A 25,011-nucleotide genomic window follows, 5' to 3' on the forward strand; every position below is an offset into this window, starting at 1 on the left:
GGGGAGGATCCTTCCGGTCGGGGTGTGTCGGGGCGTGTCGCGGTCAGGCCGTCGGCGGTGCCCAGTGGGCGTCCGGGGCGGAGACCCGGTGGGCGGTCAGCGCGGTGGCCAGGAGGAGCAGGGCGGCCAGGGCGAGGGCCGAGGCGGGCTGCCCGTGCAGGACCAGCGCCGCGCCCGCGAGTCCGCCGAGCAGCATCGCGAGGGCGGAGAGGATCCGCCGCCCCGGGCGCGGGGCCGTGCCCCCGGCCGGGGTCGAGTCGGCGGCGAGGCCGGTCAGCGTGAGGGTGAGCACGGTGGTGGTCAGGTCGGGCACGCCCAGGCGCCTGGCCACGGCGTTCTGCAGGCCCATGCCGAGGCCGAGCAGGACGATCAGCGCGTAGTTCTTTTCGTTGCCCGCGCCGCCGTCGGCCAGGGCCGCGGTGACGGCGGCAGCGGCCGTCAGGACCGTCTGGATTCCGGCGGCCCGGGCCAGCAGCCGTCCGCGGTGGCCCGCCAGGCGGCTGCCGAGCCGCCCGCCGGCGAGCGCGCCGGTCAGGAAGGCGGCCAGCGAGACCAGCGAGGCGGGGGCCGACAGCCCCGGGGCGCCTGCGAGCGAGAACCCCAGGAAGACCACGTTGCCGGTCATGTTCGCCACGAAGACGTGCCCGAGGCCGAGGTAGCTCACCGCGTCGACCACGCCGGTGGCCATGGTCAGCAGCAGCATCAGCGGGGGCAGCGGCCCGTGCCGGTCCGTGCGGGGCGGGGCGAGCGTCCGGCGGACGTCAGCCAGCAGTGCGCGCACCGGCCGTCACCCCCTCCGCCGTCGGCGGGCGGTGCAGGACGGCCCGGGTGAGCAGCCCGCTGGCCGGGCCGAGCGCGGCGCAGGCGACCGACAGCCACAGCGGCCAGGCGGTGAGGCCGACCGCGTGGTCGGCGGACCAGCGGCCCGGCCCGGTGAGGGCGAGCGACCCGGCGACGACGACCAGCACCAGCGGGTACTCGTAGCCGTCGTCCTGCACCCACAGTCCGTGCGGCCGTTTGACGGTGATCGCCACCGTCATCACCCCCATGGCGACCATGGCCGCCAGCGGGGTGAGCGCGCCCAGGGCCAGGAACAGGCCCGAACCGATCTGCCCGGCGCCCGCGGCGAGCGCGGTCAGCCGCCCGCCGGCGAAGCCGTCGTGCCGGAACTCCTCCGTCCCGCCCGCCAGGCCGTTGCCGCCCAGGCGGTGGCTCACCTTCTGTACCCCGTGGCCGGCGATGAGCAGGCCCACCACCACGCGGAGGATCAGCAGTCCGGTATCCGTCATGTCCTGTTCCTGGTCCCTGAGTTCCTGGTTGCTGTGTTCCGGTGTCCCTGAGCCGGGGTCAGCCGGCGGCGTGCTCGCCGATGACGGCCTGGGCGTAGACGACCCCGAGGCCGTAGGCGCCGGCGTGCTCCTTGACGATCTCCATCACGGCGCCGTAGGTCTCCGTCCGGGCCCAGTCGCGCTGGAGCTCCAGCAGCACCTGCACCCAGGTGACCGGCACGGCGCCGGCCTGGGTCATCCGCTGGATCGCGTGCTCGTGGGCCTGGGGGGAGACGCCGCCGGAGGCGTCGGTGACGACGTAGACCTCGTAGCCCTGGTCGATCATCGAGAGCACGGGCAGGACCAGGCAGACCTCGGTCCACAGCCCGGCTATCACGACCTTGCCGCGCCCGGTGGCCTTGACCGCCTCGACGACCGCCTCGTCCTCCCAGGCGTTCATCGAGGTGCGGTCGAGGATCTTCGCCTCCGGGAAGACCGCGCCCAGCTGCGGCAGCAGCGGGCCGGAGAAGGACTCCGCGGCGACGGTGGTGAGCACGGCCGGGACGTCGAAGGCCCTGGCGGCCTTGGCGAGGCCGACGGTGGCGTTGATGATCGCGGTCCGGTCGCCGCTGCCGGTGCCGAAGAACATCTGCGGCTGGTGGTCCACGAACAGCACGACGGCGTTGTCCGGCGTCAGCAGGTCGGGGCTCGGGGTGGCGCTGACCTGGGTCAGGTCGACCATGGTGGTGGTCCTTTCGGTGCGGGCCGGAGGAGTCCGGCGCGTTTCGGGAGGTCCTGCGCACGGTGGTCCGTGGCGGAGGTTCGGGGGAGCGGTGCGGTCAGAGCACGAAGCAGGGGTCGAAGGGCTGCTGCCGTTCGGCCGCCAGGCCGCGTTCGACGCGCCAGTGCCGGTGCAGTTCCGACTCGGCGACGACCTGTCCGAGCAGTTCCGCCTGGCGGGCACCCGCGCCGGAGGCCTGGTAGCCCCCGAAGCGGGCCACCGGGCTCCAGGCCGGGCTGACCGGCGGGAGTTCCTCGTCCATGCCCTCGTACTCGGCCGCGGCGTGGACGATCCGGCCGCCGACGACGGTCAGCACGGACTCGATGTGCGGGATGTCCTGCTCGGGCACGGTGAAGTAGTCGTCGGTCAGGACCGCCAGGTCGCCGTAACAGCCGGGCCGCAGCACGCCCTTGACGTCCTGCTCGCCGGTGAGCGCGGCGCCCGCCGTGGTGTACATCGCGAGTGCGGTCGCGCGGTCGACCCGGTTCTGGGCGGGCCGCAGCGCCCGGCCGCCGACCGTGCGGCCGGAGACCAGCCAGTGCAGGGCGACCCACGGGTTGTACGAGGAGACCCGGGTGGCGTCCGTCCCGGCGGCCACGGTCAGGCCGCGGTCCAGCATCGCGCGGATCGGCGGGGCCTCGGCGGCGGCGCCGGGGCCGTAGCGGCGCTCGAACACCTCGCCCTGGAAGGAGAGCCGGTTCTGGACGGACAGCGAGCCGCCGAGCGCCGCGATCCGGTCGAGGCTGTCCGGGGAGACGGTCTCCGCGTGGTCGAAGAGCCACCGGTTGCCGGCGGGGAACAGTCCCTCCGCGGCGAGCTTCTCGAAGACCGCGAGGTCGCGCCGGATCGTCTCGTCGTAGGTCGCGTGCAGCCGGAAGCCCCAGCCGTGTTCCATGAGCAGCCGGACGGCCTGCTCGAACTCGCCCTCGTAGTCGCCGAGTTCCGGGCGCGGCTCGGCGAAGTTCTCGAAGTCGGCGGCGGCCCAGGTGAGGTTCTCGCCGGCGCCGTTCAGCCGCAGCCACGCGTCGCCGTCCCCGGGCCGGACGGTCCCGATCCAGCGGGTGAGGTCGTCGAGCTCCTGGCCGGCGGTCTGCGGGAACAGGTGGTAGGCGATCCGCAGCGAGAGCTGTCCGTCCCGGGCGAGTTCGGTCACCGTGCCGTAGTTCTCGGGGAAGTTCTGGAAGCCTCCGGCGGCGTCGATCGCGGAGGTCAGCCCGAAGCGGTTCAGCTCGCGCAGGAAGTGCCGGGTGGACGTGCGGCGGTCCTCGCCCTCCAGGGCCGGGGCCTTGGCGAGCGTCGAGTAGAGGATCAGGGCGCTCGGGGCGGCCAGCAGCATGCCGTTGGGCTCGCCGCCGCGACCCCGGACGATCTGGCCGCCCTTCGGGTCCGGGGTGCGCGCGGTGAAGCCGGCGGCCTTGAGCGCGGCGCGGTTGAGGACCGCCGACTGGTAGAGGTGCAGCACGAACACCGGGGTGTCCGGCGCGGCCTCGTTCAGCTCGGCGGGGGTCGGCAGCCGCCGCTCGGCGAACTGCTCGGCGGACCAGCCGCCCACGACGCGCACCCACTGCCCCTTCGGGGTGCGGGCGGCCTGCTCCCGGAGCATCGCGAGCGCCTGGCGCAGCGACCGCACGCCGTCCCAGCGCAGCTCCAGCACGTAGTTGAGGCCGCCTCGGATCACGTGCAGGTGCGCGTCGTTGAGGCCGGGCACCACGCGTCGGCCGAGCGCGTCGACCACGGTGGTGGACGGGCCGATGACCGGGGCGACGTCCGCGTCCTCCCCGACGACGGTGATCACGCCGTCGCGGACGGCGAGGGCGCCGGCCCGGGGGCGGCGGGCGTTGCCGGTGTGGATCCTGGCGTTGCGGACGACGACGTCGGCGGCGTCCTCGACGGCACGGGGCGTCAGCCCGCCGACCGGCATTGCAGGCACCTCGGAGGCCTCCTGTCACAGGGTTGGGGTGGCCGCCCGGGGGTGGGCGGCGGAGGGCGGCGGCCGGGCGGGCCGGGCGTTGGCCCGACGTGCCCGATCACATGACAGAACGTTAGATCCCTTGTGTGGAGCGGAGTTTGCGCAGAGTGCACCATCTCCGTTCCATCGGTGCACCGACGGAACGGTGCCGTACGGGCCCCGGAACGGCCGGGGCCCCGGCCCCTCCGCCGTCCGGTGGGACGGGGAGAGACCGGGGCCGGGGCCGGGACCGGCCGTGCGGTCACTTCGCGAGGAAGGCCAGCAGCGCCTCGTTGACCTCCTCGGCGTGGGTCCACAGCAGGCCGTGCGGCGCGCCCTCGATCTCCACGTACTCGGCGGAGGGCAGGGCGCGGTGGAACGGCCGGCCGGTGCTGTCGATCGGCAGGATGCGGTCGGCGGTGCCGTGCACGATCAGGGCCGGCACGTCGATGCGCGGGATGTCCGCGCGGAAGTCGGTGTACCAGGTCGACGGCGCGGCGGCGGAGGCGTGGGAGCCGCTGGCGGCCGCGGTGTTCCAGCTGTTGCGGACGGCCTCCTCGCTGATCCTGGTCCCGAGGTTCTCGTCCAGGTTGTAGAAGTCGCGGAAGAAGGCGGTGAAGTAGGCGTAGCGGTCGGCCTTCACGGCGTCGACGATGCCGTCGAAGAACTCCTGCGGGGCGGCGCCGTCCGGATTGTCGGCGGTCTTGAGCAGGCAGGGCTCCAGCGAGCCCAGGAACGCGACCTTGGCGATGCGCGCGGAACCGTACGCGGACACGTAGCGGGCGACCTCGCCGGTGCCCATCGAGAAGCCGACCAGGACCGCGTCGTGGAGGTCGAGGGTGTCCAGCACGGTCTTGAGGTCGGCGGCGAAGGTGTCGTAGTCGTAGCCGGTCGTGGGCTGCGAGGACCGGCCGAAGCCCCGGCGGTCGTAGGTGATCACCCGGTGGCCGGCGGCGAGCAGCGCGGCGCTCTGCCGCTCCCAGGAGTGCCCGTCGAGCGGGAACCCGTGGATGAGGACGACCGGCTGCCCGGAACCGTGGTCCTCGTAGTACAGCTCGACGGGCGTGGAGTTCTCCTGGCCGACGGTGATGAACGGCATGGGCGGTGCTCACTCTCTCTTGCGTGCAGCGTGCAGCGTGCAGCCGACGGTCGGTGCGGCTGCGGTGCACGACACGCTAGGGCCGGTCCTGCCGGGCCGGTTGCCGCTGAGCGCACCGCGTGTTGCCCGGGAGCGCCGCCGAAGGTGCCCGGGCCCCGGCGGTCAGTGCAGGGCGCGGATCGCCGGGCTGGTGGCGACCAGGGCGGCGCAGGTGAGGACGGCGCCGCCGGAGGTCAGGAACAGGGGGGTCGTGCCGTACGGGAGCAGGGCGCCGGCCAGGACGTAGGAGAACGGGTCGAACGCCACCGTGGCCAGGACGACGAGGCTGAGCACCCGGCCCAACAGGGGCTCGGGCACCCGCTCCTGGAGGGTGGACACCACGACCACGCCGAGGAAGCCGGAGCCGAGGCCGATGAGCGAGGCCACGGCCGTCGCGGTGAGGACCTGGGTGACGGCGGCGAGGCCGACCATGCCCGCGCCGATCGCGGCGACGCCGCCGACCACGGTCCGGCCGCGCCGGGCGGGCGGTCGCCGGCCGGCCGCCAGGGAGCCGGCCAGCGAGCCGGCGCCGAAGCCGGAGAGCACGATGCCCAGGGCGCCCGCGCCGCCGAGGCGTTGGTCGGCGAGGACGGCGCCGCCCACCAGGACGGGGCCGACGACCGCGAGGTTGATCAGGGCGATGGCCGCGAGCATGCCCCGGACCACGGGCTCGCGCCAGGCGTACCCCAGCCCGGTGGTGAGGGCGCGCAGGTTGCCGGGCTGCTCGTCGCCGTCGCCCTTGTCGTCGCGGTCGCCGGTGCGCCGGACCACCCGGGCGAGGGTGCTGAAAGCGGCGGCGGCTAGGGCGGCCATCGCCGTGATCCCGCCGAGCGTGGCGGGGAAGCCGGCCGCGGCGATGCAGCCGGCGGCCACCGCCGGGCCGACCAGGTCGCCGCCCGACTCCGCGCCCTGCACCAGGCCGTTGACCCGGGCGAGCTGCTCGGTCGGCACGACGGCGGGCAGCAGCGCCAGCGCCGCGGGGAAGTACGCGGCGTCGGCGGCGCCGAGCAGGCCGCCGAGCAGCGCGACGGTGGTCAGCGACGGCGCGGCGAAGGTGACCAGGGCGCCGAGGGTGAGCAGCACGGCGACCCGGAGCCAGGCGGCGGCGGCCACCACCCGGTCGGGGCCGAGGCGGTCGACCAGTACTCCGGCGGGCGGCAGGAGTACCGCCCGGGGCAGTGCCACGGCCACCAGGACGAACCCGGTGGCGAGGCCGGGTTCCGCCCGGTCGAGCACGAAGAGGGTCAGCCACACGATGAACAGCGCGTCGGTCACGGCCGCCAGTCCCTGGCCGACGACCAGGCGCCGCAGGTGCGACCGGCCGAGCCGGCCGTGGCGCTCGCCGATCGTCACTCTCCGCTCCTCCGTGGTCGGGACGGTCAGGCGATGTGGGTACCGCCGTCGACGGTCAGGGTGGTGCCGGTGACGTAGGACGCCGCGTCGGAGACGAGGAAGACCAGTGCGGCGGCGAGTTCCTCGGGCCGCCCGAGGCGGCCGGAGAGCACCCGGGGCAGCACCGCCTCCAGGTAGCCCTCGGCGTAGCCGTCGGTCATCGGGGAGGGGAACAGGCCGGGGGCGAGGGCGTTGACCCGGATGCCCCGGCCGGGGGTCCACTGCTGGGCGAGGTCGCGGGTGAGCCCGAGGAGCCCGGCCTTGGACGCCGAGTAGGCGGCCTGCGGCAGGCCGCCGGTGACCAGGGCCAGGATGCTGGAGACGTTGACGACGGCACTGCCGGGCCGCATCACCGCGCCGGCGGCCTGGGCCATCCAGTAGGCGCCGTTGAGGTTGGTGTCGACGACCTCGCGGAACTGCTCCGGGGTCTCCTCCTCCGCCGGGTGTTCGCTGCTGATCCCGGCGTTGTTGACGAGGACGTCCAGCCGTCCGAAGGTGCGGACGGTGGCGTCGACCAGGGCGCGGCAGTCGGCCGGTTCGGTGACGTCGGTCCGTACGGCGAGGGCCCGGCGGCCGAGCTGCTCGACGGTCGCGCGCACGGCCTCCAGGCGTTCGGCGCGCCGGGCGGCGAGCACGAGGTCGGCGCCGGCCTCGGCCAGCGCGGTCGCGAAGGCGATGCCCAGGCCGGAGGAGGCGCCGGTGACCACGGCGACGCGGCCGTCCAGCCGGAAGCGGTCGAGGACGTTCACCGGCGCCCGGCGACGTAGTTCACCGCGTCGCCGACCGTCCGCAGGTCCTTGACCCGGTCGTCGGGGATCTTCACCTCGAACCGGTCCTCGACCGCCACCGCGATCTCCATCATGGCCAGGGAGTCGACGTCGAGGTCGTCGGCGAACGAGGTCTCGGCGCTCACGTCGGCGGAGTCGACGCCGAGGACCTCCTCGATGATCTCGGCGATGGCGTCCAGGATGTCGTGGTCGTTCGTCACGGGTTCCTCCGGAGGGGGACGGGGGTGCCAGGGGGCGGTCAGACGCCGAGGCGGCGGCGGTAGTCGACGAGGGTGCGCAGGAAGCCGTCCACCTGCTCCTCGGTGTGGCCCGCGTGCGGGAACAGGCGCAGCAGCGCCTGGTTGCGCGCGACCGCCGGGTAGGAGAAGACGGGCACGAGGTAGCCGTCCTCGACGAACCACTCCCGCATCTGCAGGGCGGCGGCGTCGTTCCCGATCGGCACCGAGAGCATGTACGACTCGGTGGGCGTCGTCGCCGTGCCGGCCTCGTGCATCCGCCGGCGCAGGCGGGCGGCATGGGCCAGGTAGTCGTCGACGATCCGGGGATCGCCGGCCAGGGCGGCGATCGTGCGGTCGGCCGCGTGGGCGGTCGGCGGCTGGATGGCGGCCGTGAACATCGAGGTGCCGGAGAGGAGTTCGAAGGCGTCGACGGCCGCCGCCGGACCGGCGATCGCACCGCCCTCCAGGCCGACGGCCTTCGACAGCGACACCATCACGAAGTCGGCCCGTTCCCGGATCGCGGCCGCCTCCCGGGCGTAGGGGCGGTGCTCCGGCCCGTAGACCATGAAGCCGTTCGCGTCGTCGATCATGCTGACGGCGCCGTGCCGGTCGCACTCGTCGAGGATCTCCACGATCGGCCCCATCGTGCCGTCGGCCGAGTAGATGCTCTCGGCGATCACCACCGTCTTGCGGGCGCGGACCCGGCGCAGGATCCGGGCCAGGTCGGCGACGTCGTTGTGCCGGAAGGCGTGCACGTGGCGGCCGTAGTCGAGCCCCTGGAGGCCCTTCCAGATGCTCCAGTGGACGTCCCGGTCGACCACGAAGACGGTGTCGTGGTTGCGGACCTCGATCCCGTCGTCGAAGTGCGCGGAACTGCTCATGGCGTGCACGAATCCGATGTTGGCCAGCAGTCCGGTGGCGAAACTGATGGCGCGTTCCTTGCCGGTGTGGCGGGCGATCGTCTCCTCCAGCACCTGGTGCGGGCGGCAGATCCCCTGGGTCATCCGGGAGCCGCTGGTGCTCAGCCCGTGGGCGAGCGCCCCCTCGGCGAAGTGGCGCCGCACCGGGAGGTGGCGCTCCAGGTCGAGGAAGCTGATGCTGGCGAAGTTCACGAGCTCGCGGCCGTTGCGGACGACGGTCGGGCCGACCGGGCCGTCCACGACCGGCGGGCGGTACGCCGTGTCGTGGGTGTTGGCCTCGACGAAGGCGGCGAAGGCCCACGGGGCCAGGCGGTCCGCGGGCGGTGCGGTGCTGCGGGGCGCGGTCATGGTGAGGTCCCTCCTGCACGGTGGGCGCGGGGCGGCAGGGGTGGTGGCGGTGCTGCTGGTGTTGCTGCTGGTGCGGGCGGTGCGGGCAGTGCGGGCAGTGCGGGCGGTGCGGGCGGTGCGGGCTCCAGGGCGGCGGCGAGGTGGCCGAGCGAGGCCGTTCCGGCCAGTTCGTCCGACGCGATCCCGGTGAGGCCGGACCGGCGGAGCAGCGCCAGCAGACGGGGGACGGCGACCAGGGTGACGCCGTGGTCGGCCAGACAGCGGTTCAGGTCCACGGCGTCCGGGCTGCCGGGTCCGCCGGGTCCGCCGGGGCCACCAGGTGCGGCGGCGGCGGCGGCGACGGCGGCGGCCAGCGCCCGTTCGGCGGCCGTGCCGGGCGGGCGGCGCGGGACCCGCAGCGCTTCCGTGCGGGTCGTGGTGGTGGCGCCGGGCCCGGCCGGGGAGAGCACGTAGCGGCCCGGGGCCAGCAGGCCCGGCACCTCGTCGAGGTGGTCCAGCACGTGGCGGTGCAGGTCCTGCGGGGTGACGCCGGGGGCGGTGCGGGCGCGGGCGACGAGGTGCGGCTCCTCGTCCGCCCCCGTCACCTCCCCGCCGGGCGCCACCGTCACGTCGAGCACCCCGGGGCAGGCGCGCAGCACCGCCGCGACCGCGGCCGGGCGCACCCAGCCCTGCGGGGCGCGCCACCACCCGGGGGCGGCCGGTGCGGTCGGGCGCGCCGGGACGGGGCACTCGGCGCCGTCGGCCGCAGCGCGCAGCAGGGCGCACAGCCGGACGGGCAGGGCGGCGGCCTGCCCGGCGTCGAGCAGGTGGTCCCCGACGGTGACGTCGAGGGTGACGGCCCCCGCGTCGAGGGCGAGGTCGACGTAGAGCGTGTCGCAGGGCTCGTCGGGCGCGCTGCGGAGCCAGCCGTCGCCCGACCCGTCCGGCGAGGTGCCCGGCGCCGGGACCGGGGGGTCGAGGTACCCCGGGACGAGGTAACCGCGCGGCCAGGAGTAGCAGTTGTACTCGATGGTGGGCACCGTCCTGACCCCGCGGCGACGGTCCGTCCGCGCCTGGGCCGCGACCAGTTCGGCGGGCCGCCAGTGGCCGTACCGGTAGGCCGTCGCGGAGGCGGCGGCGACCGAGGCGACCACCTCGCCGAAGGCCGCGCCCGGACGCAGGTCGATCTGCACCGGGACGGTCAGGGCCCGGACCCCGATGCTGCTCCGCACGGCGGCCCGGGCCCGGTTGGAGACCACCACCGAGGCGAGGAAGCGGAGTTCGCCGGTACGCGCGGCGACGTCGTGGGCCAGCGCCGCCAGCACGACGACCTCGGGGCTGACCAGGTGGCGCCGGGCGATGTGGCGCAGGTGCCGGTAGGCGCCCACCGAGCGGTGCTGGAGGCGGTGGCGCCCGGCGCCGTCCGGGGACCCGCCGTCCGGGGACCCGCCGAACGGGGCCAGTACCCCGGCGGGGTTGTCCGCGAGGCGCGTCAGCCACTCCCGCTCCGCCGCGCGGGCCCGCTCCGGCGTCTGGGCGGCGAGCGCGTCGAGCGGCTGCGAGGCCGTCCCCAACGGTGCCGCCGCGCCGCGCAGTTGATCGTGCAGCTGGTCGAGCAGCACGGCCAGCCCCCACCCGTCGATCAGCACGTGGTGGGCGGCGATCAGCACCGCCCGCGGCTGCCCCGCCGTCAGCAGCACCCGGGCGAGCCAGGGCGGGTTCCGCTCGGGGTCGATCGGGCGGGCGGCCAGGGCCGCGGTGGCGGCCTCCAGGGTGGCGGCGTCGACCACCGGGACGTCCAAGTGGTCGACCGGCAGCGGCGCCCGGTCCGCGCGGTGCACGTGCTGGACCGGGCACAGCGGATCGACGGTGGTGCGCAGCGCCTCGTGCCGGGCGGTCAGGGCGGCGAGCGCCGCGTGGACGTCGGCGAGGGAGGCCGACGGCGGGACGTGGCAGTGGTCGGCGAGCGGCGTCGGGTTCACCCGTCGGGCCGGGGGCACGGTGCGCTCGAACCAGTGCCACTCCTGGACCCAGGTCAGCGGCCCGCTGCGGGTGACGGTGCCGGCGCCGGTCGCGGTGCCGGCGGTGGCGATCTCCGGGCGGCGGTGCACGGTCGGCCCTCAGACCGCTCGGACCACGAGGGCGGCATTGTGGCCCCCGAAACCGAAGGAGTTGCTGAGCGCGATCCGCAGGCGCTCGTGGTGCTGCGCCCGGTGCGGCACGAAGTTGATCTCCGGGTCGATCGGCTCGTCGCAGTTGACGGTCGGCGGGACGTCGCCCGTGCGCAGGACCTGGATCGAGGCCACCAGCTCGACGGCCCCGGCGGCACCGATCATGTGCCCGGTCATCGACTTGGTGGAGCTGACCGGGATCCGGGTGACCCGCTCGCCCAGCACCCGGCGCAGCACCGCCGTCTCGGTGGCGTCGTTCAGCAGCGTCCCGGTGCCGTGCGCGTTGACGTAGTCCACGTCCGCCCCGGTGATCCCCGCGTCGCGCAGTGCCGCCTCGACGGCGAGGCACGCGCCCCGCCCCTGCGGGTGCGGCGCGGTCCAGTGGTGGGCGTCCGAACTCGCCCCGTAGCCCGCGAGTTCGGCCAGCGCCGTGGCGCCCCGACGCTCGGCCGTCCCGGCGGCCTCCAGGACCAGCACGGCGGCTCCCTCGCTCATCACGAACCCGTCGCGGTGCGCGTCGAACGGCCGGCAGGCCGCCGTCGGGTCGTCGTTGCGCCGGGACAGCGCACGGGCGTTGCCGCTGCCCGCGAGGTCGACGGCGGTGACGCAGGCGTCCGCGCCGCCGGCCAGGACGACGTCGGCCTCGCCGGTGGCGATCATGCGCATCCCCGCGCCGACCGCGTCCGCGCCGCTGGCGCACGCCGTGCTCTGGGCCCGGCTCGGCCCCCAGGCCCCGATGCGCATGCTGATCTCCCCGGCGGCGCTGTCCATGGCGGTCGTGACCTGGGCGAACGGGCTGATCGCCCGCGGCCCCCGGGCGCGCAGGGTGTCGGCGGCCCGGTAGATCGACCCGACCGGGCCGTAGCCGCTGCCGATGACCACGGCGACCCTCGGCGCCAGGCCGTCGTCGACGACCAGCCCGGCGTGCCCGCACGCCTCCAGCGCCGCGGCCAGGGCGTACTGGGCGTACGGGTCGGTGCGGCGGCGGACCGCCGGCGGCATGTAGCGGCCGGGCACGAAGCCGCGGACCTGCCCGCCGATCCGGACGTCCAGACCGGTCACGTCGATCGCGTCCACGGCGGCGATGCCGCTGCGCCCGACCAGCATCGCCGTCCAGGTCTCCTCGGCGCTGTGGCCGAGCGGGGTCACCGCCCCGTACCCGGTGACGACCACTCGGCGCCGGTACCGGCCGTACCCGGCGTCAACCCGCGGTCCGGTGCCGGTCATTGGGGCACCACCCCGGCGTCGCGGACGGCCGGGAGGACGTCGTCGGGGGAGACCGGCACCAGGAGAACGGCGGTGCCGCCCCGGGCGCAGAACCGGCGTGCGGTGCGGAGTTCGGCGGTGAGCGCGGCCTTGTCGCGCAGCACCCGGCAGTGGACGTCCGGCCCGTCCACGGCGGGCGGCGGCGAGTCCGGGCGGGTGAAGGCATGGCGTCCGGGGTCGAGGCCGAGGCGGGCGCGCTGGGCGTCCAGCCAGCCGTAGCCGCCGTTGCACAGCACCACGTACAGCACGCCGCCGTGGCTGCGGGCGGTGGCGGCGATGTCCGCGCGGGCCGCGAGGAAGGCGCCGTCCCCGACGAACGCGGTGACCTCGTGGTCCGGGGCGGCCCGCTTGACCCCGATGGCCGCGGCCGCGCCGAAGCCCAGCGGGGTCTGCTCCGAGGGCACCACCGACCCGCCGCCGACCCGGAAGGGGAAGCCGTAGGACCACATGTCCTGCAGCCCGTTCTCCTGGACCAGCACGCGGGGCCCGTCGGCGGTGGCGTCGAGCGCGGCGAGCAGCTCGGCGACGCGGATCCCCGGCAGGGTCGCCGCGCGGGCCAACTCGGCCGCCACGTCCAGCTCCAGGGCCTTGCGGGCGGAGACGACCGCGTCCGCCCACGCGCCGGTCGCCTCCGCGCGCCCGGCCCCGCCGTCCTCCTCCAGCGCGCGCGTCCAGCCGAGCACGGCGTGCCGGGCGTCCCCGAGCACGCGCGGGCCCGGGAACTCGGCCGACAGCCCGCCCGGGTCCAGGTTGACCTGGACCACCGGGACGGACGGCCACGGCTCCCCGCCCTCGACGACCGTCTCCTCCAGCCGGCCGGCGAGCGACACCACCAGGTCGCAGGAGGCCCACAACTCCCGGGCGGGGCGCCCGGCGTAGAGGCCCGCCACGCCGCAGAACAGCGGGTGGTGCTCGTCCACGGCGCCCCGGCCGGAGGCGGTGGTGAACAGCGCCGCGCCGAGGCGGTCGGCGAGGCGCTCGACCGCGCCGCCGCCGTTGCGGTGCCGCATCCCGCCGCCCACCAGCAGCACCGGACGCCGGCTCGCGCGCAGTGCCGCCAGGGCCGGGCCCGGCGCCGTCCGGGGGAGCGGCTCGGCGTCGAACAGCGGTTCCGGCAGGCTCGGCCGCGCTCCGGGGACGAGCACCTCGGCCGTGCGGACGTCGTCGGGCACTTCCAGGTACACCGGCCCGGCCGGCGGCCCCACGGCCCGGGTCAGGGCCGTCACCGTCGCGGGGACGACCCGGTCCGAGTGCCCCACCCGGTGCGCCCAGCGGACCAGCGGCGCCGTCACGGCGACCTGGTCGAGTTCCTGGAACCCGCCACTGCCCCGGCGGCGTTCGGGCGTTCCGGCGGCGAGCACCAGCACGGGCGCACCGGACTCGCGCGCCTCCAGCAGCCCGGTGGCCGCGTGGGTGACGGCCGGGCCCTTGCCCAGCGCGCAGACCGCGAGCCGGCCCGACTGCAGCGCGTACCCGGTGGCCATGTACATCGCGTTGCGCTGGTCGCGGCACGGGACGAGGTCCAGGCCGGCGGCGTCGAGGGCGCGCAGCAGCTCCAGGTCGTCGCCGGGCAGTCCGAAGCAGGTGTCCACCCCGTGCGCCACCAGCAGCTCGACGATCGCCGACCAGGCGTCCGGGTGCCGCCGGTCCACCCGGCTCACTCCCCGACCGCCGTGACGGGGACCGCTGGGGCGGGGACGGCCGGGGCGGGGACGGCCGGGGCGGGGACGGCCGTTGGGAGGACCCGCGCCACGGCCTGCGACATCAGCAGCGGCTCGGCGCGCCGTTCGCCGCCGTAGGAGAGGTAGTTGGCGCGCAGCCCGAAGCCGCCGAACGGACGGTTGCCGTCCTCGGCGTCGAGCAGGGTGTGGTTGACGCAGGTGCGGTGACGCCTGGTCAGGACCTCCACCGTCGCCGGATCGTTCCCGTACACCATCGCGCCCAGTGCGCGCTCGCCGAAGTAGGGGCTCGCCAGCCGTTCGCGCAGCAGCCGCGCGCTGGGGTAGGCCACCACGTTGAACACCGGGGCGAACATCTCCTCCAGCGGGAGCTTGTCGTCGAAGCCCCAGAGCAGCACGGTCGGTTCGACCTTGCGGGACGGCAGGTCGATGCGCCCGCCGTGCCGGATGCGGCGGGCGTGCCGCACCAGGTAGTCCGAGCAGTCGATCAGCGCAGAGTCGTAGAAGAGCGGGCCGTAGTCGGCGGCCGGGTCGCCGTTCGGACCGAAGCGCAGGGACGCGAGCTCGGCGGACAGCCGGTCGACGAACTCCTCGGTGCGGCCCTTCGGGGCGAACACGACGTCGGGACCGAAGCAGTCCTGGCCCGAATTGTAGAGCCGGATCCGCATGACGTCGTGCACGGCGAGTGCGAGATCGGCGTCGGGCGCGATCACGAAGGGGTTGATGCCGTGGCCGAAGAAGAGGAACAGCTGGTCCTCCGCCAGGCCTTCCCGAATGGTCTCGGCATTGGCGTAGTCACCGGTGAAGACGATCAGGTCGGCCTCGCGCACCGGTCCCGTCACGAACTTGCGCTGGCTGAGCCCGGAAAGGGTGATCGGCAGGCCGTGGACCGGTGCCAGCAGATCGTGCAGGCGCTGCATCTGGCCCCGGATTTCGGAGGACGGCCGGAAGGTTATTCTCTCGCTGTAGAGGGACGCCACCAGCATGTAGAGCGCATAGGAATAGAGCGGGATGTTGGAGGGCGTGAAGACCGCCGCCCGGGGCACGTGGCCGGGCCGGACGCGGCGGACCTCCTGTTCCGCGCCGTCGAGGGCGGCGAGGAAGGAGCGGATCTCGGTGGCGGCGGTGCGGTGGGGCGAGACCTCGGTGAGGATCCGCAGCACCGCGTCCTCGTGGTCGGCCACGTACCGGCGCACCGCGCGCAGCGCGTCGACCCGGTCGGGGAAGGGGATGCGGTAGTCGTCCGGGGTGGTGGGCGGTGCCGTGGTGTCGGCGGTCGTCCGGTGCGACGCGGGCAGCGAGGTCATGGCGATCTTCTCCAGAACGGCCCGGTCGGGCTTTCCCGTGTTGGTGAGCGGCAGCGAGGGAAGCACCACGACCTGGTCGGGCTGCTCGTAGCGGGCCAGCAGCGGACGCAACAGCCCTTTCCAGTGGGCGGATTGGTGGCCGTCCGGGTCCTCGACCACGAACACCAGGCGGCAGCCCAGGCGGGCGTCGGGCACGGCGACGACCTCCGTCCGCGCCCCGGCCGCCCCGGCCCGCTCGGCGAGGTGGTCGGGGTAGAGCGTGTGCCCGTCCCGGTGCACGGCGTGCTTGCGCCCGATCGGGAAGACCCGGCCGGCGTCGTCGAGCAGCCCGATGTCCCCGGTGCGGTGCACCGCACCCGGGACCGGGACGATCTCGCCGTCCTCGCCGAGCAGACCCGTCATCAGGCCCGCGCTGCGGACCACGAGCTCGCCGAGCCGACCGCCGGGGAGCAGCCTGCCCTGCTCGTCGTGGACCTCGACGACCACCCCCGGCAGCGGGGTGCCGCAGCCGACCGGATCGGCGGGCGGCGCCAGCGCGACGTTCCCCAGCTCCGTCGCCCCGTAGCCGTCGAGCAGGTGCCGGCCCGTACGGGCGTGGAAGCGGGCCGCCAGGCTGCGGCCCAGCGGGGCGCCGCCCACGCACCAGGCCCGTACCGTCCCCAGCGCGCCCACCAGCGCGGGGCGGCGGTCGAGCAGGTTGAGCAGGCTGTAGTAGGTCGACGGCGCCGCGTCCACGATGGTGAGGCCGTGCTCCAGGCCGACGGCGAGCGCGTGGTCCAGACGGGTGCTCGGCCCGTAGACCACCAGGGTGCCCCCGCCCAGCCACCAGCAGAGCACCAGCGAGAGACCGTACTGGTGCGAGTACGGCAGCACGGGCAGGAAGACGTCGTCGGGCCGGTAGCCCATGCGGTCCGCGCTGAGCGCGAGGTTGTCCAGGATCGACCGGCCGGAGCGCACGATGCCCTTGGGGCTGCCCGTCGTGCCCGAGGACCACGAGATCGCGGCATCCCGCCGCCGCGCCCAGCCCGCGGGATCGGGCTCGGCCGCCGGCACCGTCGCCGCACCGCTCCGCGGCGACGCCGCCTCGACCGCGCCGTCGCCGAGGTCGAGCACCACCCGGGCCAGCTGCCGGATCCGGGCCCGCTGGGCGGGGGTGGCCCGGTGATCGGCCAGCACCACCGAGGCGTCGAGGTGGACGAGCGCGAGCAGCACGACGACCCATTCCGGCGAATTGGCCCCGCTCAGCATCACCCGCGAGCCCGGCCGGACATTTCTGTGGGCGAGGAGTTCGGTGGCACCGAATACCCGGGCCAGGATTTCCTCGGTCTCCCAGATGCGCCCCTCGGGCGATATCAAACGCCTGGAAATGGGCAACTCGTGCTCCTCGGTACCAGGTGGTCGAAAGCGACTATCGCATACCCGGTGAACGCTGTCGAGGGCCACTGTGAAAGCCATGGCAGGTACGGGGCGTAAGAATGCCCGAGTGACGAAAGAGAAATACGGTGAGCGAATTTCCCACGACGGGAATGATCCCAGTCATTTTGCTTTTTCGGTTTCTTTTCCGCGTGTTCGCCGACTGCCCGGCCCGGATCCTGGCCCCGCCCGGATCCTGGCCACGGCCGGGAGGCGGCGGGCGGGGCCCTCTGGAATCCTGGTTCGGGGGTGTGAACCGGTGGGGCACCGAGCGAGGAGGCCCGGGATGTCCGGACAGTTCGAGGCGGTCGTCGAGGTCGACCGCCCGGTGGAGCAGGTCTTCGACTGCCTCGCCGACGGGCGGCACGACCCCGAGTTCAGCCCCCGGGTGCTGGAGATCGCCAAGGAGCCGGACGGGCCGACCGCCGTCGGCACGGTCTTCCGCAGCACGGTGAAGGACGCCGGGATGAAGACCTCCCGGGAGTTCCGGATCACCGCCCTGGACGCGCCGCGCACGGTCCGCTGGATCGAGCAGAGCCGGAACCTGATCACCGCCGAGGGCGGTTACGACCTCGAACCGCTGCCGGACGGCCGGACCAGGGTCCGGATCTTCAACGTGCTCGAAGGCCACGGCATCGGCAGGCTCCTGCTCGGCCCGGCCCTGCGCGCGGCCCGCAAGGACGCCCCCGACCTCGGCCGCCGGATCAAGGCCGCCGTCGAGCGGTCCGGCTGAGGGCCCCGCGATGGAACTGGGCCTCTCGGGCAAGGTCGCCCTCGTCACCGGGGCCAGCAAGGGCATCGGCCTCGCGGTGACCCAGGCACTCGCCGCCGAGGGCGCGCACGTGGCGGCGGTGGCGCGCAAGGTCACCGGCCCGCTGGCCGACCTCGCCCCGCGGGTGCATCCGGTGTCGGCCGACCTCGCCACCGTGGACGGCCCCGCAGCGGCGGTGGGGGAGGCGGTCTCCCGGTTCGGCGGGCTGGACATCCTCGTCAACAACGTCGGTGCGGTGCGGCCCCGGCCGGGCGGCTTCCGGTCCGTCACCGACGACGACTGGCTCCAGGCGCTGACGGTCAACTTCCTCGCCGCCGTCCGCACCACCCGGGCCGCCCTGCCGTACCTGATCGACCGCGGCAACGCCTCGATCGTGACGGTGAGTTCGATCAACGCCTTCCTGCCCGACCCGGCCGTCATCGACTACGGCGCGGCCAAGGCGGCGCTCACCAACTTCTGCAAGGCCCTCTCCAAGGAGGTCGGTCCGCTCGGGGTGCGCGTCAACACCGTCAGCCCGGGCCCGGTCGCCACCGGGCTGTGGCTCGGCGAGGACGGTGTCGCCGCGACGGTGGCGAAGGCCTCCGGCACGGACCCGGAGACCGTCGCCCGCACCGCCGCCGCGCAGTCCGTGACCGGCCGCTTCACCCGTCCGGAAGAGGTCGCCGACCTCGTCCTGCTGCTGGCCGCCGACCGCAGCGGCAACGTCACCGGGAGCGACTTCGTCATCGACGGCGGCCTGGTCCAGACGCTCTGAGCTCCCCGGGGCCGGAAGTGCCGTGGGGTCAGCGGAAGTAGTGGCCCGCTTCGAGGTCTTCGAGGAGGCCGGGGCCGATGGGGTGCCAGGCGAGGAGGTCGCGGGTCAGGGCGCTGGAGGCGGGCTGGTCGACGGCGAGAATGGCGCCGAGGAAGCCGAAGTCCTCGGCCGGGGCGGGGGCCGTCGGGAGGTCGAGGTGGCGGCCTATCACCTCGGCGATGGAGCGGGTCGGCACGCCCTCGTCGCCGACGGCGTGCAGCATCGAGCCCGACGGGGCCTGTTCGGCGGCCAGGCGGAACAGGCGGGCGGCGTCGCGCACGTGCACGGCCGGCCAGCGCTGGGAGCCGTCGCCGACGTAGCCGGAGAGGCCCTTGGCGCGGGCGACGGCGACCAGCTGGGCGATGAAGCCGTGGTCGCCGTCGCCGTGGACGGTGCGGGGCAGTCGGACGACGGACGGGCGCACGCCGCGCGCCGCCAGGGCGAGGACGGCCGCGGCGTTCTCCTCGCGGCCCGCCCCGAGCGATCCGGGGGCGCTGCGGTCGTGCTCGGTGGCCGCCCGCCCGGGTGCCGCCGGCGTCCCGTGGGCGACGACCAGCGGCTTGCCGGACCCTTCGAGGGCCTCGCCGAGGGCCTCGGCCGCGCGGGCGTCGGTCCGGATCGAGGCGTCGAAGGCGGTGAAGTCGTGGACGAAGGCGAGGTGGATGACGGCGTCGGCGGCGGAGGCCCCGGCCCGCAGGGCGTCCAGGTCGCCGAGGTCGCCGCGCAGGACCTCGGCGCCGGCGGCGGCGACCGTGGCGGCCGAGGCGTCGGACCGGGCCAGCCCGGTGACCCGGTGGCCGGCCTTGATGAGTTCGGGGACGACGGCGGAGCCGATCCAGCCGGACGCGCCTGTGACGAACACCTGCATGACAGAACCTCCGGAAGAGTGATGTCAGTGACTGTCGTCAGGCTAGCAGTGATGTCAGTGGCTGTCATCGCGTACGATCACCGCATGGGCAGATGGGAGCCGAACGGGCGCGGACGGCTGGCGGAAGCGGCGCTGGCGCTCTTCGCCGAGCAGGGATTCGAGCGGACCACGGCCGCGGAGATCGCCGCGCGGGCCGGGCTGACCGAGCGGACCTTCTACCGGCACTTCGCCGACAAGCGCGAAGTCCTGTTCCACGGCACCGAGTTGATGCGGGAGCTGCTGGTGCGGGCGGTCGCGGAGGCACCCGCCGACGCGACCCCGATGGAGGCGGTGGGCGCGGCCCTCGAAGCCGCGGGCGCCGTGCTGCAGGAGAACCCCGAACGGGTCCGGCAGCGCGATGCCGTCGTGTCGGCCAACCCGGAGCTACGGGAGCGCGAGCTGATCAAGCTCGCCGCGATGGCGTCGGCGACCGCGGACGCGCTGCGCGGCCGCGGCGTCCCCGAGCCGATCGCCGGACTGGCGGCCGAGACGGGCATCGCCGTGTTCAAGGTCGCCGTCGCGCGCTGGATCGGCGAGTCGGACGCCTCGGGCGGCTCGGATCTGCCGGGGCTCATCCGCGCGTCCGTGCAGGACCTGCGGCAGGTCCTCGCGGCCGGCGCGCCTGCCTGAGGCCGTACGGGGAAGACTGGGGAGCTCGTACCGCACTTCGAGGAGATTCGAGGAGAGCCGATGCAGGTAGCCGTGGTCACCTTCGACGGGTTCAACGAGCTCGACAGCTTCATCGCGTCCGCGCTGATCAACCGTTGCCGCAAGGACGGCCTGGAGGCCTTCGTCACCACGCCGACGCCGACCGTCACCTCGATGAACGGCGTGGAGGTGACCGGCCAGCGCCCGCTGGGGTTCGTGGCCGAGGCCGACGCCGTGCTCATCGGCAGCGGGGTCAGGACCCGCGACGTGGTGGCCGACGACCGACTGCTCCGGATGCTGCCGCTGGACCCCACGCGCCAGCTGGTCGGCTCGCAGTGCTCGGGCGCCCTGGTACTGGCCCGCCTCGGGCTGCTCGGCACCATGCCGGCCTGCACCGACACCACCAGCCGGCCCTTCGTCGAGGCCGCCGGCGTCACCGTGCTGGACGCGCCGTTCCACGCCGAGGGGAACATCGCCACGGCGGGCGGCTGCCTGGCCTCCCAGTACCTCGCGACCTGGGTGATCACCCGGCTGCTCGGGGAGGACGCCGCCCGCGGCGTCCTCGACTACGTGGCCCCGGTCGGCGAGAAGCCGGAGACGGTCGAGCGCGCCCTGCGGGCCATCGGGGCGGGGCGGACCGCACTCCGCTGACCCGCCGTACGGCCCGCCGCCCCGGTTCTCACGGCCGGGCCGGGTCGTTGGGGTGGGACTCCAGGGCGGTCACCGTGAGGGTCATCCACGGCCGCAGCGGGAGGCTGCCCAGCACCTCCTCACGCAGCTCGTCCTCGTCGGCGGCCCGCCAGACGCCGATGCTGCGCAGCTCGCCGACCGGGCGCCACAGCCGCGCCAGGCGCCCGGCGGCGGCCAGCTCGCGGGCGCGGACGGCCTCGGCGGCGCGCCGGCGGTCGACCTCCGCCGCGGGCGTGCCCTCGGGCACGGTGGTGGTGATCTCGACCAGGAACTCGCGCAGGGGCGCGGCGGCCTCCCGGGGCAGGAGGGAGACCTGGTAGTGGGCGATCGCCCAGCCGTCGGCGGTCCGTTGCAGCAGGACGCCGAGGAAGACGCTCAGCGTCGGGCGGTCGGTGAACGAGAAGTCCACGGAGAGGTATCCGCGGACGAGGTCCCGGGCCGGGCGGTCGGTCGTCAGGATCGTGTACTCGGCGGTCATACCGGCGGGTTGGGCGGCGTAGTAGGCGGCCACCCCGGGCCGCCCGACGCTGTAGGGGTGCAGGCCCTGGAAGACCGCGTCCTCGGTGAAGAGGGCGGCGACGCGTTCGGGCTCGTGCCGGTCGACCGCGTCCTTCCAGCGGTCGAGCACCTCGCGCAGGACGGTCTCGTCGGCCGGGTCCTCGTCCATGGTCCGGGTCTCCTCTCGGGAGCGGCGGTGCCGGTGCGGTGGCCGGCGCTCGTGCCGCCGCCCAGGTGCAGGATCCCCCGGACCGGGCGGCGTCCGCTCGTCGGCGGCCCGTCGACCCCCTCTAGGCCTTGACCGGTGCGGCCGACCTGGCGGCCTGCTCGACCTTCGCGACGTAGGCCGCACGGGCTTGCTCGTCGGCCTGCTGCTCGTGTTCGGGGCGCATCCCGGTCCGGCCGTCGAGGCCCTCGCGCAGGATGTCGGCGTGCCCGGCATGCCGGTTGGACTCGCCGAGGACATGGACCATGACGGCGAACAGGTTCGTGTCGGCATGAGGCTCCGGCCACCACGGCACGTGGCCGGGGGCGTCGAGCGGAAGCCCGTTGATCGTCGCGTCCGAGTGTTCCCAGGTGCGCCGGTAGAACCCGATGACCTGATCGCGGGTCTCGTCCTCGGTCGTCCACAGATCGCCGCCGTCGGAGTCCTGCCACCGGGGCAGCGGTTCCGGGGACGGGCGGTCGAAGACCTCGCCGAAGTACCTGGCCTCGACGGTGGCCACGTGTTTGACCAGGCCGAGGAGGTTGGTCCCGGTCGCCGTCAGAGGTCGGCGGGCGTCGTACTCGGACAAGCCGTCGAGCTTCCAGAGCAGCGCTTCGCGGTCCCGCCGCAGTCTCGCGTGCAGGTTGTCCTTCGCGAAATCATCGATCATGCGCCATGAGCCTGCCATGGGCTGCTCGTGGTCTCAAGATCCCGTAGGTGGTCCAACGACCCGCTTCGGCGGTGGAGGGCGGGTGCCGGTGGACTTCATGGACAGGTGTCCAGCTAAGATGGACACCTGTCCATGAACCTCGGGAGCTGACGATGCGTACGACGGCGGAACTGCTGGTCGGCCTGGTGGCCGTGCTGCACGGGTACATCCTGGTGCTGGAGATGTTCCTGTGGGAGCGGCGGCCCGGCCGCGAGCTGTCCGGGTTCGACCCGGAGCTCGCCCGGGCGACGGCGCCGCTGGCCGCCAACCAGGGCCTCTACAACGGCTTCCTGGCCGCCGGGCTGGTCTGGGGGCTGATCGCCGGCGGTACCACGGGCCACCAGGTGCAGGTGTTCTTCCTGTCCTGCGTGGTGGTGGCCGGGTTGTACGGCGGTGCCACCGCGAACCGGCGGATCCTGCTCGCCCAGGCTCTGCCCGGAGCGGTCGCCCTCGGCGCCGTCCTGGTGGCCGGATGAGCGCCGCCCCGGACCCGAGGGATGCCCTGGAGTCGAGGGGCGCCCTGGACCCCAGGGCCGAGCGGACCCGGGCCGCCCTGCGGCGGGCGCTGCTGGCGGAGTGCGCCGAGCGGCCGCTCGCGGAGGTCAGCGTCGCCGCCCTGGTGCGCCGGGCCGGGGTGGGCCGGGCCACCTTCTACGTGCACTACGCCGACCTGGAGGCGCTGGCGGTGGACGCCTGCGCCGATCTGGTCCGGGTGGCGGTGGACGCGCTGCACGCCTGGCGCGGCGTGCCCGATCCGAACGTCCCGCCGCCCGCCCTCACCGGGTTCTTCGCCGAGCTGGTGCCGCACGCCGGGCTTCACCGCGCCCTGCTGGCGCCGGGTGGCGGCGGGCCGCTCGGCCTGGTGCTCAACCGCGAGCTGCGCGAACGCAGCCGCACCGAGCGGGCGTTGGCCGGAGCGCCGGAACCGGACCTGGTGGCGGCCGCGGTCGCCGGCACGTTCACCGGGGTGCTCGCGGACTGGCTGCACGGCCGGATCGTGGCGGAGCCGGAGCGGGTCGCCGAGCGGGTCTGGCGCCTGCTGATCTCCCTGCACCGCACGCCGGGGCTGTGACCGGCGCGACGGCGGGGCGTCAGGCCGACGGGACGGGCACGGGTGCCCGGCCGGTCTCGGCGATCAGGGCGCGGAGGGCGGCGGCGACCGGGGCGGGGCGTTCCTGCATGGCGACGTGGCCGGTGTCGGGGAGGGTGAGCAGGCGGGCGTCGCGGAAGGCGGCGTAGGCGCGCGGGGCGAGCCGGAACGGGACGAGGCGGTCCTCCCGCCCGTAGACCAGCAGGGTGGGGGCGGTGATCCGGCCCGCCTGGCGCCAGGGGGAGGCGGCGCCCCGGTGCAGGGAGGTGCGGACCACGGCGCGCATGCCCGCGGGCAGCATCCTTCCCGCGTAGGGGAGTTCGCTGCGGCGCAGCCGTTCGCGGGCCTCCGCCGCGCGCACCTCGGGACGGACCCGGGCGGGGTCCGCGTAGATCAGCCGGTAGAGGTCGTCCAGTTGGCGGTCCGGGCTCCGCTCGGCGAGCAGCCGGGCGTACAGGCGCGGGGCGCCGGGGAGGGCGAGCAGCGCCGCGCGCAGGGCCTGGGGCGACGGGCGGGCGGGCAGCACGGGGGCGAGCAGGGTCAGCGAGGCGACCAACTCTGGCCGATGGGCGGCGATGTGCATGGCCGTCAGGCCGCCGAGGGAGTTGCCGACCAGGTGGATCCGGCGGTGCCCGGCGCGGTCCAGGTGGGCGGCGACGGCCGCGGACTGGCCCTCGACCGTGACGAGGCCGCCGGGCGGGGGCGCCGACCGGCCGTAGCCGGGGAGGTCCAGGGCCAGGCAGTGCACCGCGCCGCGCAACTGGCCGATCAGGGCGGCCCAGTTGTCGGTCCAGCCGCCCAGGCCGTGCAGGAAGACGGCGGTGTCGGCGGCGGGTGCGGTGCCGGGGGTGTAGGCGGCGGCGAGCGGCTGGTGCACGGGGGGCTGGTTCCTTCGGGAGGGGAGCGGCGGTGGAGTGGCGGCGGTGTCGCGCGGATCACCGCCGCAACGCTCCGGTGCTCTCCGCGATGACGAGGCGGTAGTGCCCGATCAGCCGGTCGCCGATCGACGCCCAGTCGCGCTCGGCCACGGCGGCGCGGCCCGCCCGGCCGAGTTCGGCCCGCAGGCCGGGGTCCCGGGCGAGCCGGTCGACGGCCGTACGGAACTCCTCGCCCGCGCCGGGCGGCACCAGGAAGCCGGTGCGCCCGGGGCGGACCAGGTCCAGCGGCCCGCCGGCCGCCGGGGCGACCACCGGCAGGCCGCTGGCCATCGCCTCCTGGACGGTCTGGCCGAAGGTCTCGTACGGTCCGGTGTGCGCGAAGACGTCGAACGAGGCGTACAGCCGGGCGAGTTCGTGCCCGGTGCGGCGGCCCAGGAACTCCGCGTCCGGGAGCGCGGCCTCCAGCGGGGCGCGGCATGGGCCGTCGCCGACCACCACCAGCCGCACGCCCGGCAGCCGGGAGGCCTGCACCAGCCGGTCGACCTGCTTCTCGGCCGCCAGCCGTCCGACGTAGCCGACCAGCACCTCGCCGCGCGGGGCGAGCCGGCGGCGCAGCGCCTCGTCGCGGTGGCGCGGGTGGAAGCGCTCCCGGTCGACCCCGCGCGGCCACAGGTGGAGCCGGGGGACGCCGTGGGCGGCCAGCGCGTCCAGTGACGCCCGGGAGGGCGCCAGCGTCCGGGCGGCCGCGCCGTGGACCCGCCGCAGGATCCGCCAGGCCGTCCGGGCGCCGGCCTCGCCCGCGAACGGGAGGTAGGTCCGGGCGTAGGCCGCCATGTCCGTCTGGAACACCGCCACGGCCGGGACGCCGGCCCGCCGGGCTGCCGTGGCGCCGGCCGCGCCGAGGGCGAACGGCCCGGCCAGGTGGACGACCTGGGGGTGGTGCCGCTCGATCGCGGCCGCCAACTGCCCGCCGGGCAGGGCGATCCGTACCTCCGGGTAGCCGGGCAGCGGGACGGACGGGACCCGGAGCACCTGGTAGCCGTCCACCCGCTCGGGGCCGCGCCGGGAGCGGGTCGCCGGGGTGACCACCAGGACGCGGTGGCCACGGGCGCTCAGGTGCTCGGCGGTCCGCAGCACGCTGTGGGCGACGCCGTTGAGCTGCGGTGGGAAGGACTCGGTGACGATCAGGACGCGCAGCGGGCCGC

The 25,011-nt window shown here is 75.1% G+C and carries 24 protein-coding genes and 1 pseudogene; 6 read left to right on the top strand and 19 right to left on the bottom strand.

Features of this window, described 5'->3' with window-relative positions; translation table 11 throughout:
* Positions 1–43: 43 nt before the first annotated feature.
* The 13 genes from ACFV8H_RS06435 to ACFV8H_RS06495 form a co-directional block, all read right to left on the bottom strand.
* On the bottom strand, positions 44–781 hold the full coding sequence (locus ACFV8H_RS06435) for a YoaK family protein (RefSeq protein WP_380396970.1): 738 nt from the start codon (positions 779–781) through the stop codon (positions 44–46).
* A complete protein-coding gene (locus ACFV8H_RS06440) occupies positions 762–1,289 on the bottom strand; it encodes a DoxX family protein (protein ID WP_380396972.1) in 528 nt (175 codons plus the stop codon). The genes ACFV8H_RS06435 and ACFV8H_RS06440 overlap by 20 nt, the downstream gene beginning before the upstream one ends.
* Positions 1,290–1,347: 58 nt before the next feature.
* Positions 1,348–2,010 carry a hydrolase gene (locus tag ACFV8H_RS06445; RefSeq protein WP_380396974.1) on the bottom strand — a complete coding sequence of 221 codons (663 nt, stop codon included), beginning with the start codon at positions 2,008–2,010 and terminating at the stop codon, positions 1,348–1,350.
* Positions 2,011–2,107: 97 nt separating this feature from the next.
* Positions 2,108–3,970 carry an amidohydrolase gene (locus ACFV8H_RS06450; RefSeq protein WP_380397222.1) on the bottom strand — a complete coding sequence of 621 codons (1,863 nt, stop codon included), beginning with the start codon at positions 3,968–3,970 and terminating at the stop codon, positions 2,108–2,110.
* A gap of 289 nt (positions 3,971–4,259) precedes the next feature.
* Positions 4,260–5,096 (bottom strand): alpha/beta fold hydrolase, encoded by an 837-nt coding sequence (locus tag ACFV8H_RS06455; RefSeq protein ID WP_380396976.1) that lies wholly within the window; start codon positions 5,094–5,096, stop codon positions 4,260–4,262.
* 162 nt (positions 5,097–5,258) lie between these two features.
* Positions 5,259–6,488 carry an MFS transporter gene (locus ACFV8H_RS06460; protein WP_380396978.1) on the bottom strand — a complete coding sequence of 410 codons (1,230 nt, stop codon included), beginning with the start codon at positions 6,486–6,488 and terminating at the stop codon, positions 5,259–5,261.
* A gap of 26 nt (positions 6,489–6,514) precedes the next feature.
* Positions 6,515–7,276: an SDR family NAD(P)-dependent oxidoreductase gene (locus tag ACFV8H_RS06465; protein WP_380396980.1), complete on the bottom strand. Its 762-nt coding sequence runs from the start codon at positions 7,274–7,276 to the stop codon at positions 6,515–6,517.
* Complete coding sequence (locus ACFV8H_RS06470) at positions 7,273–7,515, bottom strand: acyl carrier protein (protein ID WP_380396982.1); 243 nt, start codon at positions 7,513–7,515, stop codon at positions 7,273–7,275. Before ACFV8H_RS06470 ends, ACFV8H_RS06465 begins: the two co-directional genes overlap by 4 nt.
* 38 nt (positions 7,516–7,553) lie before the next feature.
* Entirely contained in the window at positions 7,554–8,801 is a 1,248-nt protein-coding gene (locus ACFV8H_RS06475) for an aminotransferase class I/II-fold pyridoxal phosphate-dependent enzyme (RefSeq protein WP_380396984.1), read from the bottom strand.
* A complete protein-coding gene (locus ACFV8H_RS06480) occupies positions 8,798–10,891 on the bottom strand; it encodes a condensation domain-containing protein (protein ID WP_380396986.1) in 2,094 nt (697 codons plus the stop codon). Before ACFV8H_RS06480 ends, ACFV8H_RS06475 begins: the two co-directional genes overlap by 4 nt.
* A gap of 9 nt (positions 10,892–10,900) precedes the next feature.
* A complete protein-coding gene (gene fabF / locus ACFV8H_RS06485; protein WP_380396987.1) occupies positions 10,901–12,178 on the bottom strand; it encodes a beta-ketoacyl-ACP synthase II in 1,278 nt (425 codons plus the stop codon).
* Positions 12,175–13,869, bottom strand: a complete 1,695-nt coding sequence (locus tag ACFV8H_RS06490; RefSeq protein ID WP_380396989.1) for a thiamine pyrophosphate-binding protein — start codon at positions 13,867–13,869, stop codon at positions 12,175–12,177. The genes fabF and ACFV8H_RS06490 overlap by 4 nt, the downstream gene beginning before the upstream one ends.
* 5 nt (positions 13,870–13,874) lie before the next feature.
* Complete coding sequence (locus ACFV8H_RS06495) at positions 13,875–16,577, bottom strand: aldehyde dehydrogenase family protein (protein WP_380396991.1); 2,703 nt, start codon at positions 16,575–16,577, stop codon at positions 13,875–13,877.
* A 325-nt stretch (positions 16,578–16,902) separates the two neighbouring features.
* Between ACFV8H_RS06495 and ACFV8H_RS06500 the strand changes: the two genes are divergently transcribed.
* Together ACFV8H_RS06500 and ACFV8H_RS06505 are read left to right on the top strand one after the other, a co-directional pair.
* The gene (locus ACFV8H_RS06500; protein ID WP_380396993.1) at positions 16,903–17,349 is read left to right on the top strand and encodes an SRPBCC family protein; all 447 of its coding nucleotides are present in this window, start codon (positions 16,903–16,905) and stop codon (positions 17,347–17,349) included.
* A gap of 10 nt (positions 17,350–17,359) precedes the next feature.
* Positions 17,360–18,142, top strand: a complete 783-nt coding sequence (locus ACFV8H_RS06505) for an oxidoreductase (RefSeq protein ID WP_380396995.1) — start codon at positions 17,360–17,362, stop codon at positions 18,140–18,142.
* A 28-nt stretch (positions 18,143–18,170) separates the two neighbouring features.
* On the opposite strand, the gene ACFV8H_RS06510 is transcribed toward ACFV8H_RS06505, so the two are convergent.
* Positions 18,171–19,049 carry an SDR family oxidoreductase gene (locus tag ACFV8H_RS06510; protein WP_380396997.1) on the bottom strand — a complete coding sequence of 293 codons (879 nt, stop codon included), beginning with the start codon at positions 19,047–19,049 and terminating at the stop codon, positions 18,171–18,173.
* A gap of 84 nt (positions 19,050–19,133) precedes the next feature.
* On the opposite strand from ACFV8H_RS06510, the gene ACFV8H_RS06515 reads away from it, so the two are divergent.
* Together ACFV8H_RS06515 and ACFV8H_RS06520 are read left to right on the top strand one after the other, a co-directional pair.
* Complete coding sequence (locus tag ACFV8H_RS06515; protein ID WP_380396999.1) at positions 19,134–19,718, top strand: TetR/AcrR family transcriptional regulator; 585 nt, start codon at positions 19,134–19,136, stop codon at positions 19,716–19,718.
* 60 nt (positions 19,719–19,778) lie between these two features.
* Positions 19,779–20,387: a DJ-1/PfpI family protein gene (locus ACFV8H_RS06520; protein ID WP_380397000.1), complete on the top strand. Its 609-nt coding sequence runs from the start codon at positions 19,779–19,781 to the stop codon at positions 20,385–20,387.
* A gap of 28 nt (positions 20,388–20,415) precedes the next feature.
* Here the strand turns inward: ACFV8H_RS06520 and ACFV8H_RS06525 are convergent, their stop codons facing one another.
* From ACFV8H_RS06525 to ACFV8H_RS06535, 3 genes and pseudogenes are all read right to left on the bottom strand, one after another.
* Positions 20,416–20,706 carry a muconolactone Delta-isomerase family protein gene (locus ACFV8H_RS06525; protein ID WP_380397224.1) on the bottom strand — a complete coding sequence of 97 codons (291 nt, stop codon included), beginning with the start codon at positions 20,704–20,706 and terminating at the stop codon, positions 20,416–20,418.
* Between the two features lie 21 nt (positions 20,707–20,727).
* Positions 20,728–21,093, bottom strand: a pseudogene (locus ACFV8H_RS06530) (YybH family protein); the annotation flags it as partial.
* A 121-nt stretch (positions 21,094–21,214) separates the two neighbouring features.
* Positions 21,215–21,799, bottom strand: coding sequence for a DinB family protein (locus ACFV8H_RS06535; RefSeq protein WP_380397002.1), 585 nt, complete (start codon positions 21,797–21,799; stop codon positions 21,215–21,217).
* A gap of 152 nt (positions 21,800–21,951) precedes the next feature.
* On the opposite strand from ACFV8H_RS06535, the gene ACFV8H_RS06540 reads away from it, so the two are divergent.
* Both ACFV8H_RS06540 and ACFV8H_RS06545 read left to right on the top strand, forming a co-directional pair.
* Positions 21,952–22,314, top strand: coding sequence for a DUF1304 domain-containing protein (locus tag ACFV8H_RS06540; RefSeq protein ID WP_380397004.1), 363 nt, complete (start codon positions 21,952–21,954; stop codon positions 22,312–22,314).
* Positions 22,311–22,910 (top strand): TetR/AcrR family transcriptional regulator, encoded by a 600-nt coding sequence (locus tag ACFV8H_RS06545; RefSeq protein WP_380397006.1) that lies wholly within the window; start codon positions 22,311–22,313, stop codon positions 22,908–22,910. Before ACFV8H_RS06540 ends, ACFV8H_RS06545 begins: the two co-directional genes overlap by 4 nt.
* 19 nt (positions 22,911–22,929) lie before the next feature.
* Here ACFV8H_RS06545 and ACFV8H_RS06550 read toward each other — a convergent pair whose 3' ends face one another.
* Both ACFV8H_RS06550 and ACFV8H_RS06555 read right to left on the bottom strand, forming a co-directional pair.
* Positions 22,930–23,805: an alpha/beta fold hydrolase gene (locus ACFV8H_RS06550; RefSeq protein ID WP_380397008.1), complete on the bottom strand. Its 876-nt coding sequence runs from the start codon at positions 23,803–23,805 to the stop codon at positions 22,930–22,932.
* Positions 23,806–23,863: 58 nt separating this feature from the next.
* Entirely contained in the window at positions 23,864–25,003 is a 1,140-nt protein-coding gene (locus ACFV8H_RS06555; RefSeq protein WP_380397226.1) for a glycosyltransferase family 4 protein, read from the bottom strand.
* Positions 25,004–25,011 lie beyond the last annotated feature (8 nt).

The organism is Kitasatospora sp. NPDC059827 (assembly GCF_042731675.1).
Lineage (GTDB): Bacteria > Actinomycetota > Actinomycetes > Streptomycetales > Streptomycetaceae > Kitasatospora.